General features: G+C 72.0%; 20 protein-coding genes, 1 pseudogene and 1 riboswitch. Of the genes and pseudogenes, 7 read left to right on the top strand and 14 right to left on the bottom strand.

Annotated features, from left to right (window positions below):
• Positions 1-3: 3 nt before the first annotated feature.
• Positions 4-1,107 carry a M48 family metallopeptidase gene (locus ACTJKJ_RS06430; protein ID WP_440819932.1) on the top strand — a complete coding sequence of 368 codons (1,104 nt, stop codon included), beginning with the start codon at positions 4-6 and terminating at the stop codon, positions 1,105-1,107.
• Between the two features lie 44 nt (positions 1,108-1,151).
• Here the strand turns inward: ACTJKJ_RS06430 and ACTJKJ_RS06425 are convergent, their stop codons facing one another.
• Entirely contained in the window at positions 1,152-4,508 is a 3,357-nt protein-coding gene (locus ACTJKJ_RS06425) for an alpha/beta hydrolase family protein (RefSeq protein ID WP_440819931.1), read from the bottom strand.
• A gap of 71 nt (positions 4,509-4,579) precedes the next feature.
• Positions 4,580-5,263, bottom strand: coding sequence for an alpha/beta hydrolase (locus tag ACTJKJ_RS06420; protein WP_297385163.1), 684 nt, complete (start codon positions 5,261-5,263; stop codon positions 4,580-4,582).
• Between the two features lie 184 nt (positions 5,264-5,447).
• Here ACTJKJ_RS06420 and ACTJKJ_RS06415 point away from each other — a divergent pair, with 184 nt between their 5' ends.
• Entirely contained in the window at positions 5,448-5,804 is a 357-nt protein-coding gene (locus ACTJKJ_RS06415; RefSeq protein ID WP_297385165.1) for a PspC domain-containing protein, read from the top strand.
• 12 nt (positions 5,805-5,816) lie between these two features.
• On the opposite strand, the gene ACTJKJ_RS06410 is transcribed toward ACTJKJ_RS06415, so the two are convergent.
• The gene (locus tag ACTJKJ_RS06410; RefSeq protein ID WP_297385167.1) at positions 5,817-6,467 is read right to left on the bottom strand and encodes a class I SAM-dependent methyltransferase; all 651 of its coding nucleotides are present in this window, start codon (positions 6,465-6,467) and stop codon (positions 5,817-5,819) included.
• A 226-nt stretch (positions 6,468-6,693) separates the two neighbouring features.
• Here ACTJKJ_RS06410 and ACTJKJ_RS06405 point away from each other — a divergent pair, with 226 nt between their 5' ends.
• Both ACTJKJ_RS06405 and ACTJKJ_RS06400 read left to right on the top strand, forming a co-directional pair.
• Positions 6,694-7,188 carry a hypothetical protein gene (locus ACTJKJ_RS06405; protein WP_297385169.1) on the top strand — a complete coding sequence of 165 codons (495 nt, stop codon included), beginning with the start codon at positions 6,694-6,696 and terminating at the stop codon, positions 7,186-7,188.
• A gap of 83 nt (positions 7,189-7,271) precedes the next feature.
• Positions 7,272-9,320 (top strand): alkaline phosphatase, encoded by a 2,049-nt coding sequence (locus ACTJKJ_RS06400; RefSeq protein WP_440819930.1) that lies wholly within the window; start codon positions 7,272-7,274, stop codon positions 9,318-9,320.
• Positions 9,321-9,429: 109 nt separating this feature from the next.
• On the opposite strand, the gene ACTJKJ_RS06395 is transcribed toward ACTJKJ_RS06400, so the two are convergent.
• The 7 genes from ACTJKJ_RS06395 to thiC all read right to left on the bottom strand — a co-directional run bounded on the left by ACTJKJ_RS06395 (position 9,430) and on the right by thiC (position 15,956).
• Positions 9,430-9,774 (bottom strand): type II toxin-antitoxin system ChpB family toxin, encoded by a 345-nt coding sequence (locus tag ACTJKJ_RS06395; RefSeq protein ID WP_091719961.1) that lies wholly within the window; start codon positions 9,772-9,774, stop codon positions 9,430-9,432.
• Positions 9,768-10,019, bottom strand: a complete 252-nt coding sequence (locus ACTJKJ_RS06390) for an AbrB/MazE/SpoVT family DNA-binding domain-containing protein (RefSeq protein ID WP_440819929.1) — start codon at positions 10,017-10,019, stop codon at positions 9,768-9,770. The genes ACTJKJ_RS06395 and ACTJKJ_RS06390 overlap by 7 nt, the downstream gene beginning before the upstream one ends.
• Before the next feature lie 257 nt (positions 10,020-10,276).
• Positions 10,277-11,956 carry a bifunctional hydroxymethylpyrimidine kinase/phosphomethylpyrimidine kinase gene (locus tag ACTJKJ_RS06385; protein WP_440819928.1) on the bottom strand — a complete coding sequence of 560 codons (1,680 nt, stop codon included), beginning with the start codon at positions 11,954-11,956 and terminating at the stop codon, positions 10,277-10,279.
• Complete coding sequence (locus ACTJKJ_RS06380) at positions 11,953-12,768, bottom strand: thiazole synthase (protein ID WP_440819927.1); 816 nt, start codon at positions 12,766-12,768, stop codon at positions 11,953-11,955. The genes ACTJKJ_RS06385 and ACTJKJ_RS06380 overlap by 4 nt, the downstream gene beginning before the upstream one ends.
• Position 12,769: 1 nt before the next feature.
• On the bottom strand, positions 12,770-12,988 hold the full coding sequence (thiS, locus tag ACTJKJ_RS06375) for a sulfur carrier protein ThiS (protein WP_297385179.1): 219 nt from the start codon (positions 12,986-12,988) through the stop codon (positions 12,770-12,772).
• On the bottom strand, positions 12,985-14,061 hold the full coding sequence (locus tag ACTJKJ_RS06370) for an FAD-dependent oxidoreductase (protein ID WP_297385181.1): 1,077 nt from the start codon (positions 14,059-14,061) through the stop codon (positions 12,985-12,987). Before ACTJKJ_RS06370 ends, thiS begins: the two co-directional genes overlap by 4 nt.
• Positions 14,062-14,066: 5 nt before the next feature.
• Positions 14,067-15,956, bottom strand: a complete 1,890-nt coding sequence (gene thiC, locus ACTJKJ_RS06365; protein ID WP_440819926.1) for a phosphomethylpyrimidine synthase ThiC — start codon at positions 15,954-15,956, stop codon at positions 14,067-14,069.
• 123 nt (positions 15,957-16,079) lie between these two features.
• Positions 16,080-16,215: riboswitch (TPP riboswitch) on the bottom strand.
• A gap of 234 nt (positions 16,216-16,449) precedes the next feature.
• Between thiC and ACTJKJ_RS06360 the strand changes: the two genes are divergently transcribed.
• A complete protein-coding gene (locus ACTJKJ_RS06360) occupies positions 16,450-17,268 on the top strand; it encodes an energy transducer TonB (protein WP_440819925.1) in 819 nt (272 codons plus the stop codon).
• Between the two features lie 27 nt (positions 17,269-17,295).
• On the opposite strand, the gene ACTJKJ_RS06355 is transcribed toward ACTJKJ_RS06360, so the two are convergent.
• Entirely contained in the window at positions 17,296-18,237 is a 942-nt protein-coding gene (locus ACTJKJ_RS06355; RefSeq protein ID WP_091719985.1) for a LysR family transcriptional regulator, read from the bottom strand.
• 224 nt (positions 18,238-18,461) lie between these two features.
• On the opposite strand from ACTJKJ_RS06355, the gene ACTJKJ_RS06350 reads away from it, so the two are divergent.
• Together ACTJKJ_RS06350 and ACTJKJ_RS06345 are read left to right on the top strand one after the other, a co-directional pair.
• Positions 18,462-19,088 (top strand): FMN-dependent NADH-azoreductase, encoded by a 627-nt coding sequence (locus tag ACTJKJ_RS06350; RefSeq protein ID WP_091719988.1) that lies wholly within the window; start codon positions 18,462-18,464, stop codon positions 19,086-19,088.
• Positions 19,089-19,202: 114 nt separating this feature from the next.
• Entirely contained in the window at positions 19,203-20,075 is an 873-nt protein-coding gene (locus tag ACTJKJ_RS06345; RefSeq protein ID WP_091719992.1) for a pirin family protein, read from the top strand.
• Between the two features lie 126 nt (positions 20,076-20,201).
• On the opposite strand, the gene ACTJKJ_RS06340 is transcribed toward ACTJKJ_RS06345, so the two are convergent.
• The 3 genes and pseudogenes from ACTJKJ_RS06340 to ACTJKJ_RS06330 form a co-directional block, all read right to left on the bottom strand.
• Positions 20,202-21,152 carry a pirin family protein gene (locus ACTJKJ_RS06340; RefSeq protein ID WP_183488780.1) on the bottom strand — a complete coding sequence of 317 codons (951 nt, stop codon included), beginning with the start codon at positions 21,150-21,152 and terminating at the stop codon, positions 20,202-20,204.
• The gene (gene cueR, locus ACTJKJ_RS06335) at positions 21,149-21,652 is read right to left on the bottom strand and encodes a Cu(I)-responsive transcriptional regulator (RefSeq protein ID WP_091719999.1); all 504 of its coding nucleotides are present in this window, start codon (positions 21,650-21,652) and stop codon (positions 21,149-21,151) included. The genes ACTJKJ_RS06340 and cueR overlap by 4 nt, the downstream gene beginning before the upstream one ends.
• Positions 21,649-23,867, bottom strand: a pseudogene (locus ACTJKJ_RS06330) (heavy metal translocating P-type ATPase). The gene cueR and the pseudogene ACTJKJ_RS06330 overlap by 4 nt, the downstream one beginning before the upstream one ends.
• Between the last annotated feature and the right edge of the window lie 147 nt (positions 23,868-24,014).

The following is a 24,014-nucleotide window of genomic DNA, read 5'->3' as shown; positions in this document are numbered from 1 at the left end:
GCCATGAGATCGCAGAGCTACACCGCCACCGCCCGGTGGTTCGACGGCGTCGAGAACCGCCCGCAGGAAGTGCGCGTGCGCCTGAGCCGCCACCACCTCGAGTTCATGCCCTGGCCGCCACGTCCGCAGGCCTCGTCCTCGATGCCGCCGTCGGAGGCCGAGCTGGCCGCGTCGCGCCCGTCGCTGCCGGGGCTGCGTCGCTACACCCGCAAGGGCCTGTCGGTCGGCGAATGGTGGCGCGGCAGCCCGACGCCGGTCGGCCTGCCCGACGGCGGCACGCTCTGGATCCCCGCGGACAACGCGATGGGACGCGCCCTGGGCGGCCAGTCGCTGACGACGCAGCTGATCTCGAGCTGGGCGATGTCCCTGTGCTGCCTGATCGCGCTGGTCGCGCTGGTCGCCTGGTTCGACCGCCAGGGCGCGGGCCTGCTGGCGCGCGCCGCGCTGCCGCTGGTGCCCAAGCAGCTCGACATCGCCGTCGGCGACAAGGTCGAGCAGGAGGTGACGGCGCGCTGGCTCAAGCCGTCGACGGTCGCACCGGCGCGCCAGGCGGCGCTGCGCCAGCGCTTCGAGGAGATCGCCGGACGGGCCTTCCCGGGCCAGACCTTCAAGCTGCGTTTCGCGCGCTTGCGCGACAGCGGCGGCTTCAATGCCTTCGCGCTGCCCAACGGCACGCTGTTCCTGCTCGACGGGATGACGCAGGACCTGAGCGACGACGAAGTGATGGCCGTGCTCGGTCATGAGGCCGGGCATGTGAAGCATCGCCATGCGATGCGCCACCTGGTGCAGGGCGTCGGCCTGGTGGCCGTGGCCGGCGTGGTGATGGGCGAGTTCTCCACCGTCGCGGCCAGCTCGATGGCCTCGGTGCAGACGCTGCGCTACGGGCGCAACGCGGAGCGCGAAGCCGATGCCGAGGCGCAGCGCCTGATCCTGCGCGAGCACCTGCCCAACGAGACGCTGGTCGGCGTGTGGCTCAAGCTGCGCGACGCGATGCGGCGCGAGGGCCACACGAGCGAGGGCGTCGAGTGGCTGTCGTCACACCCGCCGATCAGCGAGCGGCTGGAGAGCGCCCGTCGCGCCGCGCAGAACGCCGACCCGGTGCGCTGACCGGGAGCCGGCGGCCGGGACGACCGATCCCGGCCGCCGTCAACTCACTTCGCGCTGCCGCCGCTGGCGGCCTCCTGCTGGCCCTTGGCGACGGCGGTCGCGGCGGCCGGCGCCACCGGCTTGAACTGGCCCATCACGTCGCGCTTGCCGCGCTCGAGGTAGGGCACCGGCTGGTCCATCCAGGCGGGCCGCGGACTGCCCAGCAGGTAATGGTCGAAGAACTCGGCCATGTGCACGGTGAAGTGCTTCATGTTGTCGCGGTCGCGCAGGCCGTGTTTCTCGCCGTTGTAGTTGAACCAGTAGGCCTCCTTGCCCAGGCGGCGCAGCGCGGTGAAGAACTCGATGCCCTGGTACCAGGGCACCGCGTCGTCCTCGTCGTTGTGGATGGTCAGGTAGGGCGTGGTGACCTTGTCGACCCGGAAGATCGGCGAGTTCTCCAGGTACAGGTCGGGCCGCTCCCACGGCGTGGCGCCGATGCGGCTCTGGCCGTGCTCGTACTGGAAGGCGCGGCTGATGCCCGCGCCCCAGCGGATGCCGCCGTAGCCGCTGATCATGTTGGCCATCGAGGCGCCGGCCTCCGCCGCGCGGAACTCGTGGGCGCGGGTGATCAGGTAGTTGATCTGGTAGGCGCCCCAGCTGTGGCCCTGGATGCCCACCCGCTTCGGATCGACATAGCCCTTGGCGATCTGCTGGCGGACCGCCGGCAGCACCGTGTTCATCGCGCTGCGGCCCGGGTGGCCGGTGGTGTAGACGATGTCCGGGCGCAGCACCAGGTAGCCGTTGGAGACGTAGCGCGTGACGTTGATGTTCTGGCCCGGCGCCGGCGGCACGTAGCGATGGCGGTTGTCGCTCATCTTCTCGTAGATGTAGACCATCATCGGGTACTGCCGCTTCGGGTCGAAGTCGGCCGGCTTGGCCAGCAGCGCGCGCAGCTTCCGGCCGTCGGCCGCGGTGTACTCGATCAGCTCCTGCGTGCCCCAGGCATACCGCGCCTGCTGCGGATTGGCCTCGCTGACGCGCTGCGGCCGCTCGAAGCTCAGCGTCGAGGTCCACAGATCGGGGAACTCGGTGAAGGTCTGCTGCGTGAAGACGAGGCGGTCTGCGTCCTTGGCCTTGATCAGGCCGCCGATCATCTTGTCGTCCTGCAGCAGCGTGGTCGGGACGCCGCCGCCGGCATCGACGCGGAAGTAGCCGCTGGCGCGCGTCAGGTCCTGCGTGCCGGCCAGCATCAGCGCATCGGCGGGCAGGGCGCGCTGGTCGGCGTCCTCGGGGTCCAGCGGCACCACGCGCAGCTGGATCTGCCGCTTGCGGCCCCAGCCCTGCGTCAGGTTGCGCGACAGGCCGGTCGCCGGCTGCACGGCCCAGATGTCGAACTTGTCGTAGAGCACGACGCTGTCGTCCCCGGCGGTCCAGCCCGCGCTGCCGTAGGCGGTCGGCAGGTCGGGCACGTCGCGCTCGTCGTTGTCGAAGCGGGCCTTGATCCTCCCGGTCAGGTCGATCGCCTGCGCGGTGTCGGTGCGCCAGGCCATCCAGCGCGCGGCCGCCGCGTCGAAGCCCAGCACGTAGCGGCCGGTCGGGGACAGCGTCGGCGCATGGCGCAGCTTGCGCGCGAGCGGCGTGGCCGCGCCGGTGTCCAGGTCGACCGCGTAGGCGTCCATGTACACGCCTTCCCAGGACATCAGCGGGCGATACGGCAGCTCGCTCAGGCCCAGCGCCACGCGGGCGTTCTCGTTGACCTGGATCGTCGGCAGGTCCACGGTGCCGAGCTGCACGAAGCGCGCGGCGTCCACGTCCTGGCCGAGGTGCACGACGGCGCGGTAGCTGCGCGTGCGTTCGCGCTCCGCCTTCGCTTTCTGCGCCGACTGCAGTTCCGGATCCTTCCAGTGCCAGAGGTCGACCTTCATCGGCTCGGGCGCGTCCTTGGGCTCGGGCGCGGGCAGCTCGGCGGTGCCGAGGAACAGCCGCAGCCCGTCCTTGCTGAAGGCCAGCGGCGCGTGCTCGCTCGGTGTCCAGCCGGTGGGCATGCCGGCGGTCGCGGCGCTGACCAGCACCGTGGCGCGGTCCTGGCCGGCCTGCCACAGGAAGAGCTTGAACGGCGTCGGATCGGGCTTGTCAGCCTTCCCGTCCTTCGCGCTGTCCTTGGCGCCGTCCTTCCGGTCTTCGGCTTCCCGGGCCTTCTCGGTGGCGCGGGTTTCGGCCACGTGGTCGCGGTTGCTGACGAAGGCCAGGCGGCCGCCGGCCTCGTCGAAGCGCAGCTGCTTGTAGCTGCCCGCGCCGGACATCACCGCGCGTGCCCGTGTCGGCGCGCTCGGGTCGATCAGGTAGACGCCTTCGCGGGCGCTGTCGTCGGCTGCGGGTTTCGCCGCGGTGACCGGCGAGGCGGGAGGCGCGGCGCCGAGCGCGTCCGAAGCCGGCGGCGCGGCGGGCGCCGGCGGATTCGCCGAAGCCGGGACGGACGGCTCCGCCGGCCGGGTCTCCGGCGCGGCGGCCGGCGTCGTCTTCGCCGCGCCGGGGGCACCAGCGGGGGCTTTCGCCTCCTTCACCGAGACCACGTAGGCGAGCAGGGTGCCGCCGTTGTTCCAGGCGAAATCGGCGGCGTCCTTGAAGGTGTTGCGCTGGCCGGTCTGGGCGTCGATCAGCAGCAGATCATTGCCGGGCAGCTTCTTCGCGGATGGCGCGCCGCCTTCGGCCGGCGCTTCCTGGTCGAGGGTGGCGCCCGCCCTCGCGCGGCTCGTGCCGGCGTCGAGCGCCGCGTCGACCAGGACCTCGCCCGCCGTTCCTGCCTCGCTGTCGGCCCTGGCGGCCGGCGCCTTGGGATCCTTCGCACCGTCCTTCTTCGCGGGTGCTTCCAGCAGCATCGCCAGATGCACGCCGCCGTCCTTGCCCCAGCCGAAGCGCTTCACGCGCTCGACCGTCTCGACCTTGCCGGTCGCCAGGTCCATCCAGGCCGCGCCGGGCTTGGGCGCGTCGTCGCCCTTCTTCTTGTCCTTCTTGGCCTTGTCGATCTCCGCGCGCGTCGGCTGCACGGCGAAGGCGACGAAGCGGCCGTCGGCGCTGAACTGCGGCGCGGTGCCACGTGGCGTGCGGTACTCGCGGCCATCGGCGAAGCGGCGCACGACCAGCTCGCCATCGGCCTCCTGCGCCACCAGCGCGTAGGCGATCCACTGCCCATCGCGGCTCAGCTGCGTGTGCTGGATGCTGCGCCAGGTGGCGTAGACGTCGTGCGTGATCGGCGCCAAGGCCGAGCTGGGTTGAACAGCGCTTGCGGCCGCGGCGGCGACCGGCGTGGTCGCCTGCGGCGGCGTGGCCGCGTTCAGCGGGACGAAGGGCAGCAGCGCCAGCGAGAGCGCGACCAGCGAAGGCGGAAGAAGCCGGGTGGGCATGGTCGAGGACGAGGACATGGGGTCGAGAGGGCAAATGGGGCGGAAGGGGCGAGGGGCGGCATCCGCGTAAGCGCGGCGCGGACGCTCGATCAGGCGGCGGCGATCAAGGTCTTCACGAGCCAGGCCTGCAGGGCCTGGATCTCATCCATGCTGACCTCGTGCGCCATCGGGAACTCGTGCCAATCGACCGCATGGCCGAGGCGGCGCAGCTCGGCCAGCGAGGCCTGCGCCCGCGCCGGCAGCACCACGCCGTCGCCGGTGCCGTGGGCCAGGAAAATCGGCGTGGCCGCGTTGGCGGGACTGCGCTGCGCCTCGGTCGTGTCCAGCAGCGGCAGGTAGCCCGACAGGCCGACCAGGCCGGCCAGCCGCCGGGGGTAGCGCAGGCCCGTCATCAGCGTCATCGCGCAGCCCTGCGAGAAGCCCATCAGCACCACCCGATCCGGCGGGATGCCGAACTCGCGCTCCTCGCGGGCGATCAGCTCCTCGATCAACGCCTGCGACGCGCGCAGGCCGTCGGCATCCTCGCGCTGGCTGAGGTCGCCATGGCGGATGTCGTACCAGGCGCGCATGCGCATGCCGCCGTTGATCGTCACCGGGATCTCCGGCGCGCTCGGCAGCACGACCCGCAAGCCGCCATGCGCCAGCACCGGCGACAGATCCAGCGCCTGGACGACGGGCACGAAGTCCTTGCCATTCGCGCCCAGCCCGTGCAACACCAGCAGGCTGAAACGGGGCGCCTCGCGCGTCTGCAATTCAAGGGTTTCGAGCGTCATGGGCGGGAATGCTAGTCCGCGATGCCGCGCTGGCACTGGGTGGAAACGCCCTGTCGCGCGACATCCGCTCCGCATCGCGCCCACCTGCATCCGGTCGCACGCGGGTCGCGGCAGCGCAGGCGGCTGCGTAGCCTGCATTCCATCGCATCCCTCGATGCGCGACTTTCAGGAAAAGGAGCCCCCCATGTCCGACAGCGAAGAACTCAACCGCCTGGCCGATCTCCACCAGCGCGGCGTGCTCAGCGACGAGGAGTTCGCCAGGGCCAAGGATCGGGTGCTGAATGCCGGCACCCGCCCGTCCGCATCGACCACCTACGCCTACGCGGCGCCGCAGGGCGGCGCGCCGGCCGTCAACGCGATCAATGCCTTCCGGCGCAGCCGCGACGACCGCTGGATCGGCGGCGTGTGCGGCGGCCTCGCCCGGCTCAGCGGCCTGGCCGCATGGTTCTGGCGCATCGTCTTCGTCGCGCTGACGATGTGTGCCGGCGGCGGGATGCTGCTGTATTTCCTGCTGTGGATCTTCGTGCCGATCGAGGACTGAAGTTTCGGCCGCTCAGCGGCGGCCCTTGAGCAGATACGCGGAGGCGAGCCAGCGGCGCTCGACCTCCGCGTCTGCCATCCGGGCCTCCAGATGTCGCCAGGGGCAGTCCAGCCCATCCATGCGCAGGATCGAATGCATCGCCGCGCCGAGCACGAAGCAGTTGCTCATCGGCATCCACGGCGGCGCCCAGGCCAGCCCGGCCGCGACAATGCGTGCGCCCGGCTTCAGCACGGCGAGTGCGCGGTCGACGGCCTCGATGCTCTGCAGCACGTCGTGCGTGAAGAAGAACAAGGCCGCGTCGGCGCGGCGAGCGCCAAGCGCGGACGCATACGGTGCCTCCTCGGCCGTGGTCGGGAGGTAGTCGACCGGGGTTTCGAGGTGATCGGTGAGCGCGCGCTGGCGGGCCTGCCGCATCATCGTCTCGCAGGGTTCGACGGCGACGATCTGCCCCGTCGGTCCGACCGCCTCGCTGAGCCCGGGCAGGCTCAGGCCCGTGCCGGCGCCGATGTCGAGCACCGTCTGCCCCGGCGCCAGGGCCAGCGCCGCGATCGCCTCGCGCCGCAGCGGGGCCACCGGCATCAGCTCGTAGTCGTAGATCGGCGCGCGGCGCGCGTACAGCGCGTTCAGGGCCTGCAGCGCCGGCCGGGTGTCGGGCGTGTTCATGAGCTCCCTTTTTTTCGCGGGCCAGCTTCGCGTGGCGCCTCGCGCGGTGTCAAGCAAGAAAAACGGTGCGTCACGGAACCGTCATCCGCTGCCGAAAGAATCGCGGCCCATGTGCGTCGAACTCACCACAGGTACGCGGCTTGCCCGGCGTGCCGCCCGCGTCCTCCCGGCCCTCCTTTCGGCCTTCCTTTCGGCCCTTGGCGCGACCCTGCTCACCATCGGCACCATGCTGACGGTGCGAGCGGAACCCGCTGCCCGGGACACCCCCGCGCCGGTCGCTGCGACGGCCGAGGCGGCCGACCTCAAGTTCTCCCAGTTCTTCAAGACGCCGATCGGCCCCGCGGGCCTGGAACTGTCGGACGTGCTGCGCGCCGCCGACGGCCGTCCGGTGCGCCTGGTCGGCTACATGGTCGCGCAGGAACAGGCCCGGCCGGGCCGCTTCTGGCTGACGCCGCGGCCGGTGCGCATGAGCGAGCACGCCGACGGCGAAGCCGACGACCTGCCCGCCGCGACGGTGACCGTGCTGCTTGATCCGTCGCAGCAGGATCGCCTTGTCGCCCACCGTGACGGGCTGGTGTCGCTGACCGGCACGCTGTCGGTGGGTCGCGTCGAGGACGAGACCGGCCGCGTGTCCTGGATCCGCCTGCGCCTGCCGCCCGGAGCACTGGAGGCCGAGGCCGCCACGGCCGCGCGGCCCGACGGCGCCGGCCATCGCCACTGAGCGCGCCCGCGCACGCCCGGCGTCCCCGCAGCCCCTCCGCACTTCTACCGATTTCTTCGATTCCTTCGATTCGAGCCCCGACGATGAAACACCTGCCTTCCCTGCTCGCCGGCGCCTGCGCGCTGCTGGCGCTGAGCGGCGCCCACGCGGCTCCCACCGTGACGCGCCTCACGCCGCCCAGCGAGTTGTTCTCCAGCGGCCGTCCCGAGCCGGTCATCGCGCGTTTCCTGCCTGGCCAGCGTTTCGACCTGCAGGCCACGATCAAGCCCGATGCGGGGCAGCGCATCACCGCCGCGCGTTTCCTGATCGACGGCAAGTCGGTCGACGCGACCGTCGCGCTGCGCGACTGCGCGGCCGGCTGCGTCAAGGGCGTGGCGGCGGAAACCGCGATCGCGACGGTGCGCGCGGTCAGCCTGCAGAAGGCCGGCCGCCACACCTTCAGCGTCGAGGCGACCCAGGCCGACGGACAGACGGTCAGCGCCACCGGCAACCTCGACGTGGTGCCCTTCACCACGGCCATGGGGCCCAAGGTCAAGAACCTCATCATCCTGGTGGGAGACGGCATGGGCGCGGCGCAGCGCACGGCCGCGCGCATCGTCAAGGGCGGCTACGCCCAGGGCAAGGTGATCCAGCCGCTGGCGATGGACACCTTCCCGGCGACCGGGATGGTCAAGACGGCCTCGCTGAACTCGGTGGTGACCGACTCGGCGCCCGGCATGACGGCCTACGTCTCCGGCAACAAGAACAACAACAATGAAGAGGGCGTGTTCCCGGACGACACGGTCGATGCCTTCGACAACCCGCGCATCGAATACCTGTCCGAATACCTGCACCGCACGCAGGGCAAGGCGCTGGGCGTCGTCACCACCGCCGACGTCTTCGACGCGACGCCCGCCGGCAACGCGGTGCACACCAGCAATCGCGGCGCGGGCACCGGCATCGTCGACCAGTTTTTCGACGACCGCGCGCGCACCGGCCTGACGGTGCTGCTGGGTGGCGGTCGCAAGTGGTTCCTGCCCGCCGGCACGGCCGGCTCCGAGCGCGCCGAGGCGAGCGACTACGCTTTCTCCGCGCGCGACCCGCACACCGCCGAGATCGTGAAGCGCTGGGGCGCGGCGCCGGGCGCGAAGGACAAGGGCCGCGACCTGACCCGGGAGTTCCAGGACGCGGGCTACCGCTATGCGCCGACCCGGACGGCGCTGGACGCCGCTGTCGCCGGCGCGGGTGCCGACAAGCTGCTGGGCCTGTTCGCTTTCTCCAACATGAATGTGGCGCTGGACAAGATCGATGGCCGCCGTGGTGCGAAGAAGGGCCTGGCCGGCGGCAGCGTCGTGGACGACTACGGCTTCCCCGACCAGCCGATGCTGGACGAGATGGCCCAGGCCGCGCTCGCGACGCTGCGCAAGCAGCCCCAGGGCTTCGTGCTGATGATCGAGGGCGCTTCGATCGACAAGCAGGCGCACAACATGGACAGCGAGCGCTGGATGCTCGACACCATCGAGTTCGACCGTGCGGTGCAGGTGGCGCAGGACTTCGCGCGGGAGCAGGGTGACACGCTGGTGATCGTCACCGCCGACCACGAGTGCTCGGGCGCGGCGCTGATCGGGGGCTCGATGCTGGCCGACCAGGCGCTGCTGGACGCGGCGACGAAGAAGGGCGCGGCCAACCTGCGCGACAAGGTGGTCGGCGTCTACGAGAAGGCGGGCTTCCCGCGTTATCGCATCGCCGCCGACGGCTATCCGGAAGCGACCGACATCGACTACCGCCTGCTGGTGGGTTATGGCGCGAACGCGGACCGCTACGAGGACTGGCGCACCAACCAGACGCCGCTGCGCGATGCGCAGCAGCCGCTGGCCAAGTCGGAGCCGCTGAAGTGGTACCCGGCCAATGCGGCCGAGCGCGACGACGCGCAGGGCGAATTCCTGGTCACCGGCCAGGTGCCCGGCGAGCAGGCGGTGCACACGGCGACGGACATCCCGCTGTCGGCCTTCGGCCCCGGCGCGCTGGCCTTCACCGGCGTCATCGACAACACCGATGTGTTCTTCAAGCTGGCGCAGGCGGCGGTCAAGGGCACGACGGCGCCCGCCGACGCCTCGGGCGCGAAGCGGCCGGCGAAGTCGCCGCGACGGTGAGCGCCGCGACGGCGCGGTAGCGACTGCGGGCGACCCGTCGACACGGCGACCGGCAACCGGCGATCCTCGGCTGGCGGCTGAGGCGGCTGGCGGCCGGCGGCCGGCGACGCTAAGCCAATATCGCCGACAGCCGCGCGACGGCCTCCTCGATCACCTCCGGCGGTGCGCGCTCGATGCGGCGGGCCTGTCGCGCTTCGAGGTCCATCATCCGGATCTTGTTGATCAGCACCGCGCCCTGGGTCTTGCAGCCCGTGCCCGTCAGCATCACCGCGAAGCCGGCATGGCGGGCGAAGTCGCCACCCTGCGTGATGGGCGCCACCAGCACGTCGCCGAGCCGATTGAACGCTTGCGGCGTCAGCACCAGCGCCGGGCGCGCCCCCCGCTGCTCGCGGCCGAGCGTGGGATCGAAGGGCACGGCGACGATGTCGCCGCGGTCGAAAGCCTTCCTCACCACGCCTCACCTCCCTCGGGCTTGAGCCCGTCCCAGGCGTCCATGTCGGCCGGGGGGGGCGCCGACAGGTCGCAGGCGGCGATCATCTCGTCGAGCGTGTATTTGCGCCTGGGCGTCAGGACGAGCCGGCGGTCCGCCGTCGTCTCCAGCGTCAACGCGTGGCCGGCGGCCAGACCCAGGTCCCGCAGCACGGGCGGCGGGAGAATCAACGCGGTACTGTTCCCCATTTTCTTCAACACCACTTCCATGACCGTTCCTTCCCGCGGCAGACAGGTCCGCATTCTAGGCAGGCTGACGGTCTCAAGTAAAACAAAGTTGTACGTTCGTTGCCTGATCGGAAAGGCCGCCGGAAGCGGTCGACCGACGGACCTTGCGGCGGCATGCATCGAACGAGCAACCATCGTCCACGAGTCGGCGTCGATCGGAAATCGCCAAGAAGGGCGCCGCCCATCGGGGGAATCGGCGGGCCGTTTGGGGGGCGATGGTGGGGGTTGAAAGCCAGGCGTCAGGCTCGGACCGAGGGCTCGGCCCGATCCCCCTGGGGGACCATCGCCTCCGCTGCCCGCACCAGGCACATCGCCGACGCGCCGGCGGCAAGGCCGGCGCGCCACTGCCGGTCCTCCAGGACGCCGCCGATGCCGACCACCGGCACGCCAGCCATCCGCGACCACCAGCGCAGTTGCGCCAGCCCCTGCGGGAGCCAGGGCATGTCCTTGGTCGTCGTCGGCCAGAGCGGACCGCAGGCGATGTAGTCGGGCGCGAGGCCGCGGGCCCGGCACAACTCCCACAGGCTGTGGCTCGACAGGCCCAGCCGGACGCCATGCCGCGCGCGGCGCTGCCACAACGCCTCGCGGTCCTCGCCGCTCAGGCCAGCCCAGTCTTCCTGGCCCAGATGCAGCGCCCGCGCGCCCTCGTCGAGGGCGAGCCGCCAGTGGTCATTGATCCACAGCGAGCTGGAACGGCCGGCCATGTCGCGCACCGCATCGCGGATCGCCGTGCGGAGTCGGTCGTCGTCGACGCCAGTCCCCCGCTTGATGCGCAGCTGCACATGCTCGAAGCGACCGCTGAGCGCCATCGCGGCGACACGCTCCGGGCGGTCGGTGATCGCGTAGAGGCCGCCGGCGAAGGTCGGCGACCGGCGCGAGGCCGGCCACAGGACTTCGCGCCAGCGCGTCAGCGTCGCCCGGTCGGGCGCGATGTCGTCGCCGAAGCCCATCACCGGCATCGCGCGCGGGTCGTCGACGAAGCGGCGGTCCGGTCGCAGCGGTCCGGGGCCCGCGCCGGCCGCATGGCCGTCGCGCAGCGCCGACCAGGTCAGCATCTTCGCGAGGATCACCGCGTCCGGCACCGCGAATCCGCGCGCCAGCGCCGCCGCAGCCGCGGTCGCGAAGGTGCAGCCGCTGCCGTGGTGATGCGCCGACGCGCCATCGCGGCCGGACAGCCGGGGCAGCGCGATCCAGCCCGTCGCCAGCGGGCTGTCGAGCCAGTCCAGCGACAGGCCGTCGGCCAGTGCCGCGTCGTCGCCGCCGGTGACCACCACGGCCTGCGCGCCCAGGCCGCGCAGCATCGCGGCGAGTTCCGGCACCGGCAGTTGCCCGTGCGGGACGCCCAGCAGCCGTTCCGCCTCGCGCCGGTTCGGCGTCAGCAGGGCCGCGGCCGGTACGAGCTGATGGCGATAGGCGCCCAGCAGCGTGTCGTCGCAGAACGCGGCGCCACCGGCGCTCGCGCCCAGCACCGGATCGACCACCAGCAGGGCATCGCCACGCTGCGCGAGCAATGCATCGACGGTGGCCGCGCTCGCCAGCAGTCCGGTCTTTACGACGCGCGGTGACAGGTCCTGGCGCAATGCGCTCAACTGCGCGCGCACCTGGTTCACCGGCAAGGGGAATACCGCGTTCACGCCCTGCGAGTGCTGCGCCGTGACCGCTGCCACCACCGGACACAGATGCACGCCCATCGCCGCGGCGGCGCGCGTGTCGGCGCTCAGGCCCGCGCCGCCGCCGCTGTCGGTGCCGGCGACGCTCCAGATCACGGGCGGCTCGGGATCGTCGGTCCAGGGCCGCAGCGCCGCGAGATCCGGATCGACCGCCTCCGCCCACGGCGAAGGCAGGCTCGGATGCGGCACCAGCGGCGAAGGCAGCGCGCTGCCTGACGGCGATGCCCGGCGGTTCTCGCGTTCGCTCATGCGTCCCCCAGCAGGAAGGCGTGGCCGCTGACCGGCGTGCTCGCGACGGCGAACGACTGCGTCGCCATCAGGCCGGCGCGCCAGGCTCGCCGTCCCGCGCCCACCGCGTCGCGGAACGCGCCCGCCATCGCGACGGGGTCGCCGGCCTGAGCCACCGCGCTGTTCAGCAGCACCGCGTCGAAGCCCAGTTCCATTGCCCGCGCCGCCTGTGACGGCGCGCCCAGTCCGGCGTCGATGACCAGCACCGTGTCGGGCAGGCGCTCGCGCAGCGTGCACAGGCCATGCAGGTTCAGCAGGCCCTGGCCGGAGCCGATCGGTGCGCCCCAGGGCATCAGCAGCGGGCAGCCGGCGTCGAGCAGCCGGCGGCCCAGGATCAGGTCCTCGGTGCAGTAGGGGAAGACGATGAAGCCCTCGCGCGTCAGCTCGGTCGCGGCGGCGACGAGCTCGAAGGGATCGGGCTGCAGCGTGTGCTCGTCGCCGATCACCTCCAGCTTGATCCACGCGGTGCCGTAGAGCTCGCGCGCCATGTGGGCGAGCTGCACCGCCTCGCGCGCGCTGCGGCAGCCCGCCGTGTTGGGCAGCAGCCGCGCGCCCTGTTCGCGCCCGGCGGCCAGCGCCTGCGCGAGCGCGCCGTTGTCGCCCGCCTGCAGCGTGCGCTTCAGGCCGACCGTCAGCACCTGCGACGAGGACGCGCGGATCGCCTCGCACAGCACCGCCGGGCTCGGATAGCCGGCCGTGCCCAGGAAGAAGCGGCTGCCGAGCGCGACACCGTCGATCAGCAGCGGATCGGGTCCGTTCGTCATGTTCGTCATCTCAGCCTCCGACGATCGGTTGGAAGAACAGCACGACGTCGCCGTCGCTGAGGGCCGTCGCCGGACGCGCGTCGCGCGGCACGAAGCGGCCATTGAGCGCCGTCGCGACGGCGGCCGGCTCACGCCGTTCCTGTTCCAGCAGTTGCGCGAGCGTCGCGCCGGCAGGCAGCGCCACGGCGCGGTCGTCGAGCCGCACGGTGATCGAGGGCAGGGCGGTCATGGGGCAGTCTCCAGGGATTCGATGACTGGGGCGCGCTCGCCGATGAGCACGCCCAGCTCGGCCAGGCCGGCCTCGCCGAGCAGCCGCTCGACCAGCGCGGGCGCCAGCAGCCAGCCGTGGCGGTACAGGCCGTTGAGCCGCAGCAGGCCGGGCTCGTGATGGGTGAAGGGCAGGTTATCGGGGAGGGCCGGGCGCAGATGGCGATCCAGCCGCACGATGCGCGCCTCGGACAGCGCCGGCAGCACGCTCTGCGCCGCGGCCATCAGTTCGACAGCGGAGCGCAGCGACATGGGGCTGCGGTCCTCGCTCTCGATCTCGCTGGCGCCGACGACGACTTCCTCGCCGGAGCGGGGGACCAGATAGACGCGATGGCGCGCATGCAGCAGCCGCGCGGGATGCCTCAGCCCATGGCCCGGCAGCGACAGCGTGACGATCTCGCCCCGCACGCCGCGCAGCGGCAAGGGTGGCCGCGCGCCCAGACCGCGCGCATCGATCGCCCAATCGCCGCGCCAATGCCCGCCATCGGCGCAATGGAACTCGCCCGGCAGCACCTGGTCGACGGGCCGCCCCCAGTGCCAACGCACATCGGCCGCGCCTGCCTGCAGCGCGGTCATCGCCGCGAGCGGCGAGATCAGGCCTTCGCGCGGCAGCAGCCAGCCGCGCAGGCCTGGCGCGAGCATCGGCTCCCGGGCGCGCAGCGCCTGGGCGTCGAGGGGCTCCGCGCCCGGCATGCGCATCAGCGCGCGCTGCGCGGCGCCCAGATCCGCGCGATGCGCCAGCAACAGGCTGCCGTTGGCCTGCAGCGGCACGGGCAGCGGCAGCGCCGCCACGATGCCGGGCCACAGCGCCAGCGAACGCCATCCCAGCGCGGCGATCGCGGCGCCGCCCTGCTCCTGCTCGGCGAGCGGGCTCAGCATGCCGGCCGCGCTGAACGCGGCGGCCCCCTGCGCGTCGAAGGCGTGCGCCGGACCGGGCGACGCGTCGAAGACCTCGACGCGATGCCCGGCGCGCGCGAGCGCCCACGCGAGCAGCCGCCCGGCGAGCCCCGCCCCGGCGATGGCGATCGCGGCCATCGCGCTCAGTCCTGGCGGATCGGGATGTAGAGCTCGGCGCCGCCGGCGCGGAACTCCGCGCTCTTCTCGCGCATGCCGTCCTCCAGCTGCGCGCTGTACTCGCGCACGTCCTGCGTGATCTTCATCGAGCAGAACTTGGGCCCGCACATCGAGCAGAAGTGCGCCACCTTCGCGCTGTCCTTGGGCAGGGTCTCGTCATGGAACTCGCGCGCCGTCTCCGGATCCAGGCCCAGGTTGAACTGGTCCTCCCAGCGGAACTCGAAGCGCGCCTTGGACAGCGCGTCGTCGCGCGCGCGCGCCGCCGGATGGCCCTTGGCGATGTCGGCCGCGTGCGCCGCGATCTTGTAAGCCATCAGGCCTTGCTTGACGTCGTCGCGGTCGGGCAGGCCCAGGTGCTCCTTGGGCGTCACGTAGCACAGCATCGCGCAGCCGAACCAGCCGATCATCGCGGCGCCGATGCCGCTGGTGATGTGGTCGTAGCCGGGCGCGATGTCCGTCGTCAGCGGGCCCAGCGTGTAGAAGGGCGCTTCGTCGCAGTGCTTGAGCTGCTCGGTCATGTTGGCCTGGATCATGTGCATCGGCACATGGCCCGGGCCTTCGATCATGGTCTGCACGTCGTGCTTCCACGCGATCTTGGTCAGCTCGCCCAGCGTGCGCAGCTCGGCGAATTGGGCCTCGTCATTGGCGTCGGCCAGCGAGCCCGGCCGCAGCCCGTCGCCCAGCGAGAAGCTGACGTCGTAGGCCTTCATGATGTCGCAGATCTCCTCGAAGTGCGTGTAGAGGAAGTTATCGCGGTGATGCGCGATGCACCATTTCGCCAGGATCGAGCCGCCGCGCGACACGATGCCGGTGCGGCGCTTGACCGTCATCGGCACGAAGGGCAGCCGCACGCCGGCGTGGATGGTGAAGTAGTCGACGCCCTGCTCGGCCTGCTCGACGAGCGTGTCGCGGAAGAGCTCCCAGGTCAGGTCCTCGGCCACGCCGCCGACCTTCTCCAGCGCCTGGTAGATCGGCACGGTGCCGATGGGCACGGGGCTGTTGCGCAGGATCCAGTCGCGCGTGGTGTGGATGTTGCGGCCGGTGGAGAGGTCCATCACCGTGTCCGCGCCCCAGCGCGTGGCCCACACGAGCTTCTCGACTTCCTCCTCGATGCCCGAGCTCACCGCCGAGTTGCCGATGTTGGCGTTGACCTTGACCAGGAAGTTGCGGCCGATGGCCATCGGCTCGAGTTCCGGATGGTTGATGTTGGCCGGGATGATGGCGCGGCCGCGCGCGACCTCGTCGCGGACGAACTCGGGCGTGATGATCCCGGGGATCCGCGCGCCCAGGCCCTGGCCGGCCAGGCGCTGCTCGCGCTCGCTGTCGGCGAGGTACTCGTGCATCCAGGCGCGGCGGCCGTTCTCGCGAATCGCGACGTACTCCATCTCGGCGGTGACGATGCCGCGGCGCGCGTAGTGCATCTGCGTCACGTTGGCGCCGGACTTCGCGCGCCGCGGCGTGCGGTTCAGCGCCGCGCTCTGCGCGCGCAGCGCCTGCTGCTGCGCGGCCTCGCGCAGGCCGTCGTCGAAGAGCTGGATCGGGCGGCCGGTGTAGGCCTCGGTGTCGCCGCGCGATTCGACCCAGGCGGCGCGCGTGGCGGGCAGGCCGCGGCGCACGTCGGTGGTGACGGCGGGATCGGTGTACGGACCCGAGGTGTCGTAGACGGCGATGCGCTCGCCGTTGGTCAGCGCGATCTCGCGCAGCGGCACGCGCAGCTGCGGATGCAGCACGCCGGCCTCATGCGTCTTGGTCGACGCCGGCAGCGGCGCGCGGCTGGCGGCGAGGCGGTCATGGAACTCCGCGGCGGCATCGGGGCTTGCGGCGGTCGGGGGCAGGTCGTGCGTCAGGTCCAGCATCAGGGTCTCCGGTTGGGCGCCGGAGGCTGGACTGAAGGGAACGCGGGCGTGAGGAACTGGGCCCTTCTCGTGGCACGGCGCACGGGCGGCGCGCGAGGAATGCGCGGGGATCGCCGAGGTGCGCCTGGAAGGGCGGGCTCTTCTTACGCCGGTACGAACCGGATCAAGTTCAGCGGGTCCACAGCTTCATCGCCATGTCTCAGCCCGTGCCGCGCCGCGCTGTCGCGCGGATCGGCCCAGGGCACCCCGGAGCAGGCGCGCAGTATAGGCCGGTCGGTGCGCGGGCCCACGAGATCGTGACTTCCTCGACGCCATCGGCCCTGCGGCCCGCTGTTACATCCTGATTCCGGGCAAACCCCGAGGTCTCGTCACGGTGGTGACTTCTTACACTGCGGCGCTCATGCCGGGGCGCGAGAACCAAGACCAAGAGCCGTAGACAAGACCGGCGTTGTCTCCAAAAGAGAGCAACCAGCGCAATCGAGAGGGTGGAGTGATGAGCAGCCGTAGTCTCCTGAACGTCCGGCGTCACGGTCTGGCGCTGTGCCAGGTCTTGAGCTTGTCCCTGGTCGCGATGGCCGCGCAGGCGCAGACGGCGACGTCCGCCGCGCCCGCCGATCCCAAGGCCCCGATGAGCGATGTCGACCGCGCCAAGCGCGATGCCGACAAGGTTTTCCAGTGGATCAAGTTCCACGCCGAGAAGGGCGAGAAGAAGACCCCCGAACGACACGAGGCCAAGGCCGACGCGGCCAAGCCCGTTGCCCGTGCGGTGGCCACGGCCGCGCCGGCGCCGGCGCCCGCGGCGCGCCGCCAGGACCTCGATCCCGCGGCCGAACGCGCGCTCGTCACGCGCAACGCCGCGCAGGAGGCGCCCGCGATCGCCGCGGCCAGCGCCTCGCCTGCGCCTCTCACGCAGACGGCAGCCCAGACAGTCGCGCCGCCCTCGACCGCGCCGCAACCGCTGTCGGAGGCGCCCGCGCCGCAGGTCGTGTCGATGGCCGCGCCGTCCATGGCCGCACCGGCCGGCCGTGCGCCCGAGCCGGAACCACCCGAGGCCGACGAGCCGGTGCCGCTCAAGCTCGTCCGCAAGGTCGATCCCGAGTACCCCCGCGCCCTGCTGGCCCAGCAGCGCCAGGGATCGGTGCTGGTGCAATTCACCGTCCGGCCGGACGGCTCGGTCGATGCGGCGCAGGCGATGCGTTCGCCCGATCGCAAGCTGAGCGCCGCCGCGATCAACGCGGTCAAGCAATGGCGCTTCGAGCCGATCCCGACACCGCGCCAGGTCAGCGTGGAGATCGGCTTCCAGGTCGATTGACGCGAGGCGCCGCCGCGACGGCGACGCTCAGAGCCCGTACATCGCCGCCTGGTCGAAGGGCGCGAGCTCCGCGGCCATCGCGTCGAGGAACAGCCGCGTGCGCAGCGGCATCAGCCGTCGCTGCGGGAACACCGCCCAGCAGGTCGACGGCTCCGCGCACCAGTGCGGCAGCACGCGCGTCAGCTCGCCGCGGTCGACGAAGCCCTGCGCGTACTGGTTGCCGACCCAGGTGATGCCGAGACCCGCGCGCGCCATGTGCAGCAGCATGTCCGGCGCGTTGACCAGCGTGCGGCTGTCCGGCACGCCGACCCACTCCGTCCGCTGGTCGGCCTTGCCGTCGACGATCCCGGACAGTCGCCACGGCAGCGGCTCGCCGGCGCGGCCCAGGATCATCAGGCCATGCATGCTGAGCAGGCCCTCGGGCAGCTGGGGCTCGCCATGGCGCTGCAGGTAGGCCGGCGACGCGTACAGCCCGCTGCTGAAGATCGCCAGCCGACGCGCCGCCAACTGGCTGTCCGGTGGCAGCTGGCCCATGCGCACCGCGATGTCGAAGCCTTCCGCGATCAGGTCCACGCGCCGGGGCGACAGGTCCAGCTCCAGTTGCACCTCCGGGTAGTCGCCGACGAAGCGGCTCAGCATCGGCGTCAGCATCTGGTGCGCGAAGTCCGCCGGCATCGACACCCGCAGCCGACCGGTGGGGCGCTGCTGCCGATGCAGCGCGAGCGCCAGCGCGCCGTCCACCTCGCCCGCCAGCGTCCGCGCATGCTCGAGCACGCCCTGCCCGAACTCGGTCAGCGTCAGCCGCCGGGTGCTGCGCTGGAGCAGCTTCTCGCCCAGCCGCTCTTCCAGCGCCGCGATCCGCCGCGACACCGTCGACTTGGGCAACTGCAGCCGCTCGGCCGCGCGGCTGAAGCTGCCGCTCTCCATCACGCGGGCGAAGACGAGGAGGTCGTCGGCATCAAGGCTCATGGGGGCATCCGTCGAAGAGGGGGACAGAGGAGGGAACGAGGGAAGAGCAGAGGGGAGGGAGAGGGAGAGGGAGAGGGAGAGGGAGAGGGAGAGGTGGATTGTTCGTCCAATGGAACAATCTTATCCAGTACGGCGTCTTCTGGTGCCGGAGGGGGATCAATACAGTTCATTCCATCCCATCACACCCCCGGCTGATTCAGCCGAAACGCCCGGAGAAACGCACCATGAACATCCTCCAGATCAATTCCAGCGCCCGCCGTCTGCATGAAGGCCAGGGTTCGGTCTCCACCCTGCTGGCCAATGAAGTGGTCCAGCAACTGGTCGAGCGCAACCCCGGTGCGAAGACGGTGGTGCATGACCTGGCGGTGCGTCCGCTGCCGCCGATGGACGAGGCCACGCTGGGCGCGCTGTTCACCCCGGCCGACGCCCGCAGCCAGGCGCAGGCCGACCGCGTGGCGTTCAACGACCAGCTGATCGCCGAACTGCAGGCCGCCGACGTGATCGTGCTGACCGCGCCGATGATCAACTTCGGCGTGTCCTCGCAGCTGAAGAACTGGATCGACGCCGTGGCCCGCGCCGGCGTGACCTTCAGCTACGGCGCCAACGGCCCGGTCGGCCTGGTCACCGGCAAGAAGGTCATCGTCGTCAGCTCGCGCGGCGGCGTGCACCGCGGCCAGCCGACCGACAACATCGTTCCCTACCTGCAGGTGACGCTGGGCTTCCTGGGCATGACCGATGTGAAGTTCGTGCTGGCCGAGGGCCTGAACATGGGCGAGGAAGCCGCGGCCAAGGGCCTGGCGGTCGCCCGTGAGGAAATCGCCGCGCTCTTCGGCGAAGCCCAGCCGGCCTGAGCTCGACCGCTTTCGACCGATTTCGACCGTTGCCCACCCGATGCGGGTGGGCCCCTCCGGGGGAAGGGCCTCTCCCCCTCGTTCGACAATCTCCCCTTCTGGAAAGGATCCACCATGACCGCCGCCACCCCTGCCACCCCTCTTCGGACGCCCCGCCAGGTCGAGCGCCTGGTGCAGGGCAGGGCCACCCGCGACGGCGCGGGCGTCAAGCTGACGCGCGTGCTGACGCAGGACCTGCAGCGGCGCCTGGATCCCTTCCTGATGCTCGACGCCTTCGGCACCGACGATGCCGACGACTACATCGCCGGCTTCCCCGACCATCCGCACCGCGGTTTCGAGACCGTGACCTACATGCTGGAAGGCCGGATGCGCCATCGCGACTCGGCCGGCCATGAAGGCCTGCTGGGCCCGGGCGGCGTGCAGTGGATGACCGCCGGCCGCGGCGTGATCCATTCGGAGCTGCCCGAGCAGCAGGAAGGCCGCATGGAAGGCTTCCAGCTGTGGCTGAACCTGCCCGGCCGCGACAAGATGCGCGACCCCTGGTACCGCGACATCACCAGCGCCGAGATCCCCGAGCTGGCGCTGCCGGGCGCGACGGTGCGCGTCATCGCGGGCGAGAGCCAGGGCGTGGCGGGCGCGGTGCAGCGCGACGCGACGCAGCCGACCTACCTCGACATCCGCCTCGAGCCCGGCGCGAGTTTCGAGCAGGCGCTGCCCGAGTCGCACAACGCCTTCGTGTACGTGTACCGCGGAGCGCTGCGCTTCGACACTGGTTGCCTGGTGCCGAGCGGCCGGATGGCGATCCTGGCCAACACGGCCGGCTCGGACGGCGTGCGGCTCACCGCGTCGGAGGAAGGCGCGCGCGTCATCCTCGTGGCCGGCCAGCCGCTGGGCGAGCCGATCGCGCAGTACGGCCCGTTCGTGATGAACACCGAAGGCGAACTGCTCCAGGCCGTGCGCGACTTCCAGGCCGGCAAGTTCGCCTGAGCCCCGGTCTGACCTGACGCGCCGCCGGCGACCCTTCCGGGTCGCGGGCGGCGCGTGACCGCTGGCGGCAGCCGTCGGCCCGACAGGCCGACCGCGGGCGGGGACCCGCGCCCCGCCCATGACGCCTCAGCGCGGCGTCTTGAGCGGCGGCACAACGGGCGCCAGCAGCCGCGGCCCGTCGAAGCCCTGCACCGCGCCGAAGCGGCCGCCGTCCTCGCGGCTGTTCCATTCCTCGGCATAGGCCTGCATTTCCTCGCGGTTGCGGCCGACGAAGTTCCAGAACAGCAGCACCGGCTCGCCGAACGGCGGGCCGCCCAGCAGCAGCGCGCGGCTCTTGCCGCCGCCCGACAGCAGCTTCAGCGATTGCGCGCCCGGCGCCAGGTACAGCAGCTCGCCGGGCTTGCTGGCGCCGGCGGACTCGCCGTCCAGCGTGACCGAGAGCTCGCCCTCCAGCACCATCAGCCCGTACTCGTGGTCCGGATGCAGCGGCAGCGTCGCTTCGGCGGCGCGCGTCGCGCTCAGGTCCATGCCCAGCAGCGGCGTGTGGCTGGGCACCGGCGAGCGCTGACCGCCGAACTCGCCCACCAGCAGCATGGTGTCGAAGCCGCCGGTCGCGAACGACGGCAGTTCCGGGAAGTGCTGGAAGGCCGGCTCGCGATGGCGCACCGCGTCGGGCAGCGCGATCCACAGCTGCGCCAGCTGGAGGCGGTCCGACTGCGATTCCTCGGTGTGGCTGATGCCCCGGCCGGCGGTCATGAGGTTCACCTGGCCGGGCCGCAGCATCTGCTCGGAGCCCAGGCTGTCGCGATGCAGCACCTCGCCCTCGATCATCCAGCTGAAGGTCTGCAGCCCGGTGTGCGGATGCGGGCCGACGCGCATCGCCGTCTCCGGGGTGAGGTCGGCCGGGCCGGCGTGGTCCAGGAAGCACCAGGCGCCGATCATGCGGCGCCTGGCGGTGGGGATCGCGCGGCGGATGCTCAGGCCGCCGACATCGCCCAGGTGCGCGCCGATGCGCTCCCAGCGGGCGGGGACGGGGTCGGCATGCGGGCCGATGGCCGGGTCGAGGGGGACGCTCATGGGAGGGCTCCTTGTGAGAGGTCGTCGAGGATGGGGCAGTCGGGGCGGTCGTCGCCGTGGCAGCAGCGGGCCAGCTCGGCCAGCGCGCGCCGCATGGCCTGCATCTCCGCCAGCCGGCGGTCCAGGTCGGCGATGTGGGCCTCGGCGATGCGCTTGACCTGGCCGCTGGCGCGGCGGCGGTTCTGCCAGAGCTTGAGCAACTCGGCGATCTCCGCCATCGAGAAGCCCAGGTCGCGCGCGCGGCGGATGAAGCGCAGCGTGTGCACCTCCTTCTCGCCGTAGAGGCGGTAGCCCGAGCCGGTGCGCGCCACCGGCGGCAGCAGGCCGAGCGACTCGTAATGGCGCAGCATCTTCGGCGAGACACCGGAGCGCTCGGCCGCCTGGCCGATCGTCAGCGGCGCGGCGTCGTTGGCGGGCACGCCGTTGCCGGCGTCGGCCGCCTCGTCGCGGCGGTGCCTGGCGCCGGCGGCGCGGGTCCTCATCGGGGCGGCAGCGGTCATCGGGCGGATCCCTTCCAGCGCTTGAGCAGCAGCGCGTTACCAAGCACGGAGACGCTGGACAGCGCCATCGCCGCGCCGGCGATCACCGGGCTCAGCAGTCCCAGCGCCGCCAGCGGCACGCCCAGCAGGTTGTAGATGAAGGCCCAGAACAGGTTCTGGCGGATCTTCGCGACCGTCGCGCGCGACAGCGCGATCGCATCGGCGACCAGTCGTGGGTCGCCCCGCATCAGCGTGATGCCGGCGGCTTCCATCGCCACGTCGGTGCCGCCGCCCATCGCCAGGCCGACATCCGCGGCGGCCAGCGCCGGCGCGTCGTTGATGCCGTCGCCGACCATGGCCACGCGCGCGCCGCCGTCCCGCAGCTCGGCGACGATGCGCGCCTTGTCCTCCGGCAGCAGCTCGGCGCGGACCTCGTCCAGGCCCAGTGCGTCGGCCGCGGCCTTTGCCGCCGCGGCGTTGTCGCCGCTGAGCATCAGCGTGCGCAGGCCCAGCGCCTTCAGCTCGGCGATCGCCGCGGCCGAGGTCGGCTTGGCGCGGTCGCCGAAGGCCAGCATCGCCAGCAGCACCGGCGCGCCCTCGGGCTCGACCGCCGCCAGCCACGACAGGGTGTGGCCGCGCGCCATCTCGGCGTCCGCCTGCGCGGCCAGCGGCGACAGGTCGACGCCCAGCGCCGCCATCCAGCGCCCGCTGCCCAGCTTCAGCGCGCGGTCCTGGACGCGGCCCNGCGTCCCGCGACCGCACGGACGGCGGTGGCCGGCAGCGGCGCCAGCGCGCGCCCGGACGCGGCGTCGCGCACCGCGCGCGCCAGCGGATGCTCGCTGCCTTGCTGCAGCGCCGCGGCCAGCGCCAGCGCTTCGGCCTCGTCGTGGCCCGGCGCCGCGACGAAGGCGGTCAGCCGCGGCTTGCCCTCGGTCAGCGTGCCGGTCTTGTCGAACACGACCAGATCGACACGCCGCGCCTGCTCCAGCGCCTCGGCATCCTTGATCAGCAGGCCGCGTCGCGCCGCGACGCCGGTGCCGACCATGATCGCGGCGGGCGTCGCCAGTCCGAGCGCGCAGGGGCAGGCGATCACCAGCACCGCGACCGCATGGATCAGCGCGCGCTCCCAGTCGCCGCTCGTCAGGCCCCAGCCCACCAGCGTGATGGCGGCGATGACGAGCACCGCCGGCACGAACACCGCGCTCACCTGGTCCACCAGGCGCTGGATCGGCGCCTTGTGCGCCTGCGCCGACTCGACCAGCCGCACGATGCGCGACAGCGTGGACTCGGCCCCCAGCGCGGTGACCTCGACCAGCAACAGGCCTTCGCCATTGACCGCGCCGCCGACGACGCGGTCGCCCTCGGCCTTCTCGACCGGCAGGCTCTCCCCGCTGATCAGCGATTCATCGACGTGGCCCGCGCCTTCGCGGATGCGGCCGTCGGCGGGAATGCGCTCGCCGGGGCGCACGACCATCAGGTCCCCCAGCCGGAGCTGCGCCAGCGGCACGTCGATCTCCAGCGGCGCATCGGCCGGGCCGCGGCGCACGCGGGCGTGCTCGGGGCGCAGCTGCTTCAGCGCGGCGATGGCGCTCAGCGTCTGGCGCTTGGCGCGTCCCTCCAGCCACTTGCCCAGCAGCACCAGCGTGATCACCGCGGCCGCCGATTCGAAGTACAGCGCGCCGCTCGCCGGTCCTTGCCGGAGCAGCTCGTAGACGCTCAGCCCGTAGGCGGCGCTGGTGCCGAGCGCGACCAGCAGGTCCATGTTGCCGCTGCGGTCCTTCAGCGCGGCCCAACCGGCGCGGTAGAAGCGCGCGCCCAGCCAGAACTGCACCGGCGTGGCCAGCACCAGCTGCCATCCGCCGGACAGCATCAGGTGCCCGCCCCAGAGCATCGCGACCATCGGCGCGATCAGTGGCAGCGTCAGCAGCGCCGCGGTCAGCACCGGCCAGCCGGTGGCCGACCAGGGCGGCGGCGCGGGGGCCGCGTCGTCCTCGACGGCAAGCTGGCGGGCCTCGTAGCCGGCCTTGCCGATGGCCGCGACCAGCGCGGCCGCGTCCACGCCGGGCAGCAGGCGCACGGTGGCGGTCTCCAGCGCGAGGTTCACCTGGGCGTCCTCGACGCCGGGCACCTTGCGCAGCGCGCGCTCGACGCGGTTGACGCAGCTCGCGCAGGTCATGCCGGCGACGGCGAGCTGGAGCTCGCCGGCCGGCGCGGTGGGGGTGGGGGCGGTGTTCATGGCGGCAGTCTCAAGCTTGCCATGATGGGAAGGTCAAGGCCATGCCCCGGATGGGAGAAGCGTCATGCGGCGCTCGCCTTGACCCTGCCACGATGGCAAGGTTTAACCTTCGGACCGTTCCTTCCGTTCCTCCCGTTCCTTGTTTCC

Source organism: Roseateles sp. 22389 (assembly GCF_052044995.1).
Lineage (GTDB): Bacteria > Pseudomonadota > Gammaproteobacteria > Burkholderiales > Burkholderiaceae_C > Roseateles.
Note: the sequence above shows the minus strand (reverse complement) of the source record. Positions and strands in the feature narration are given on the sequence as shown.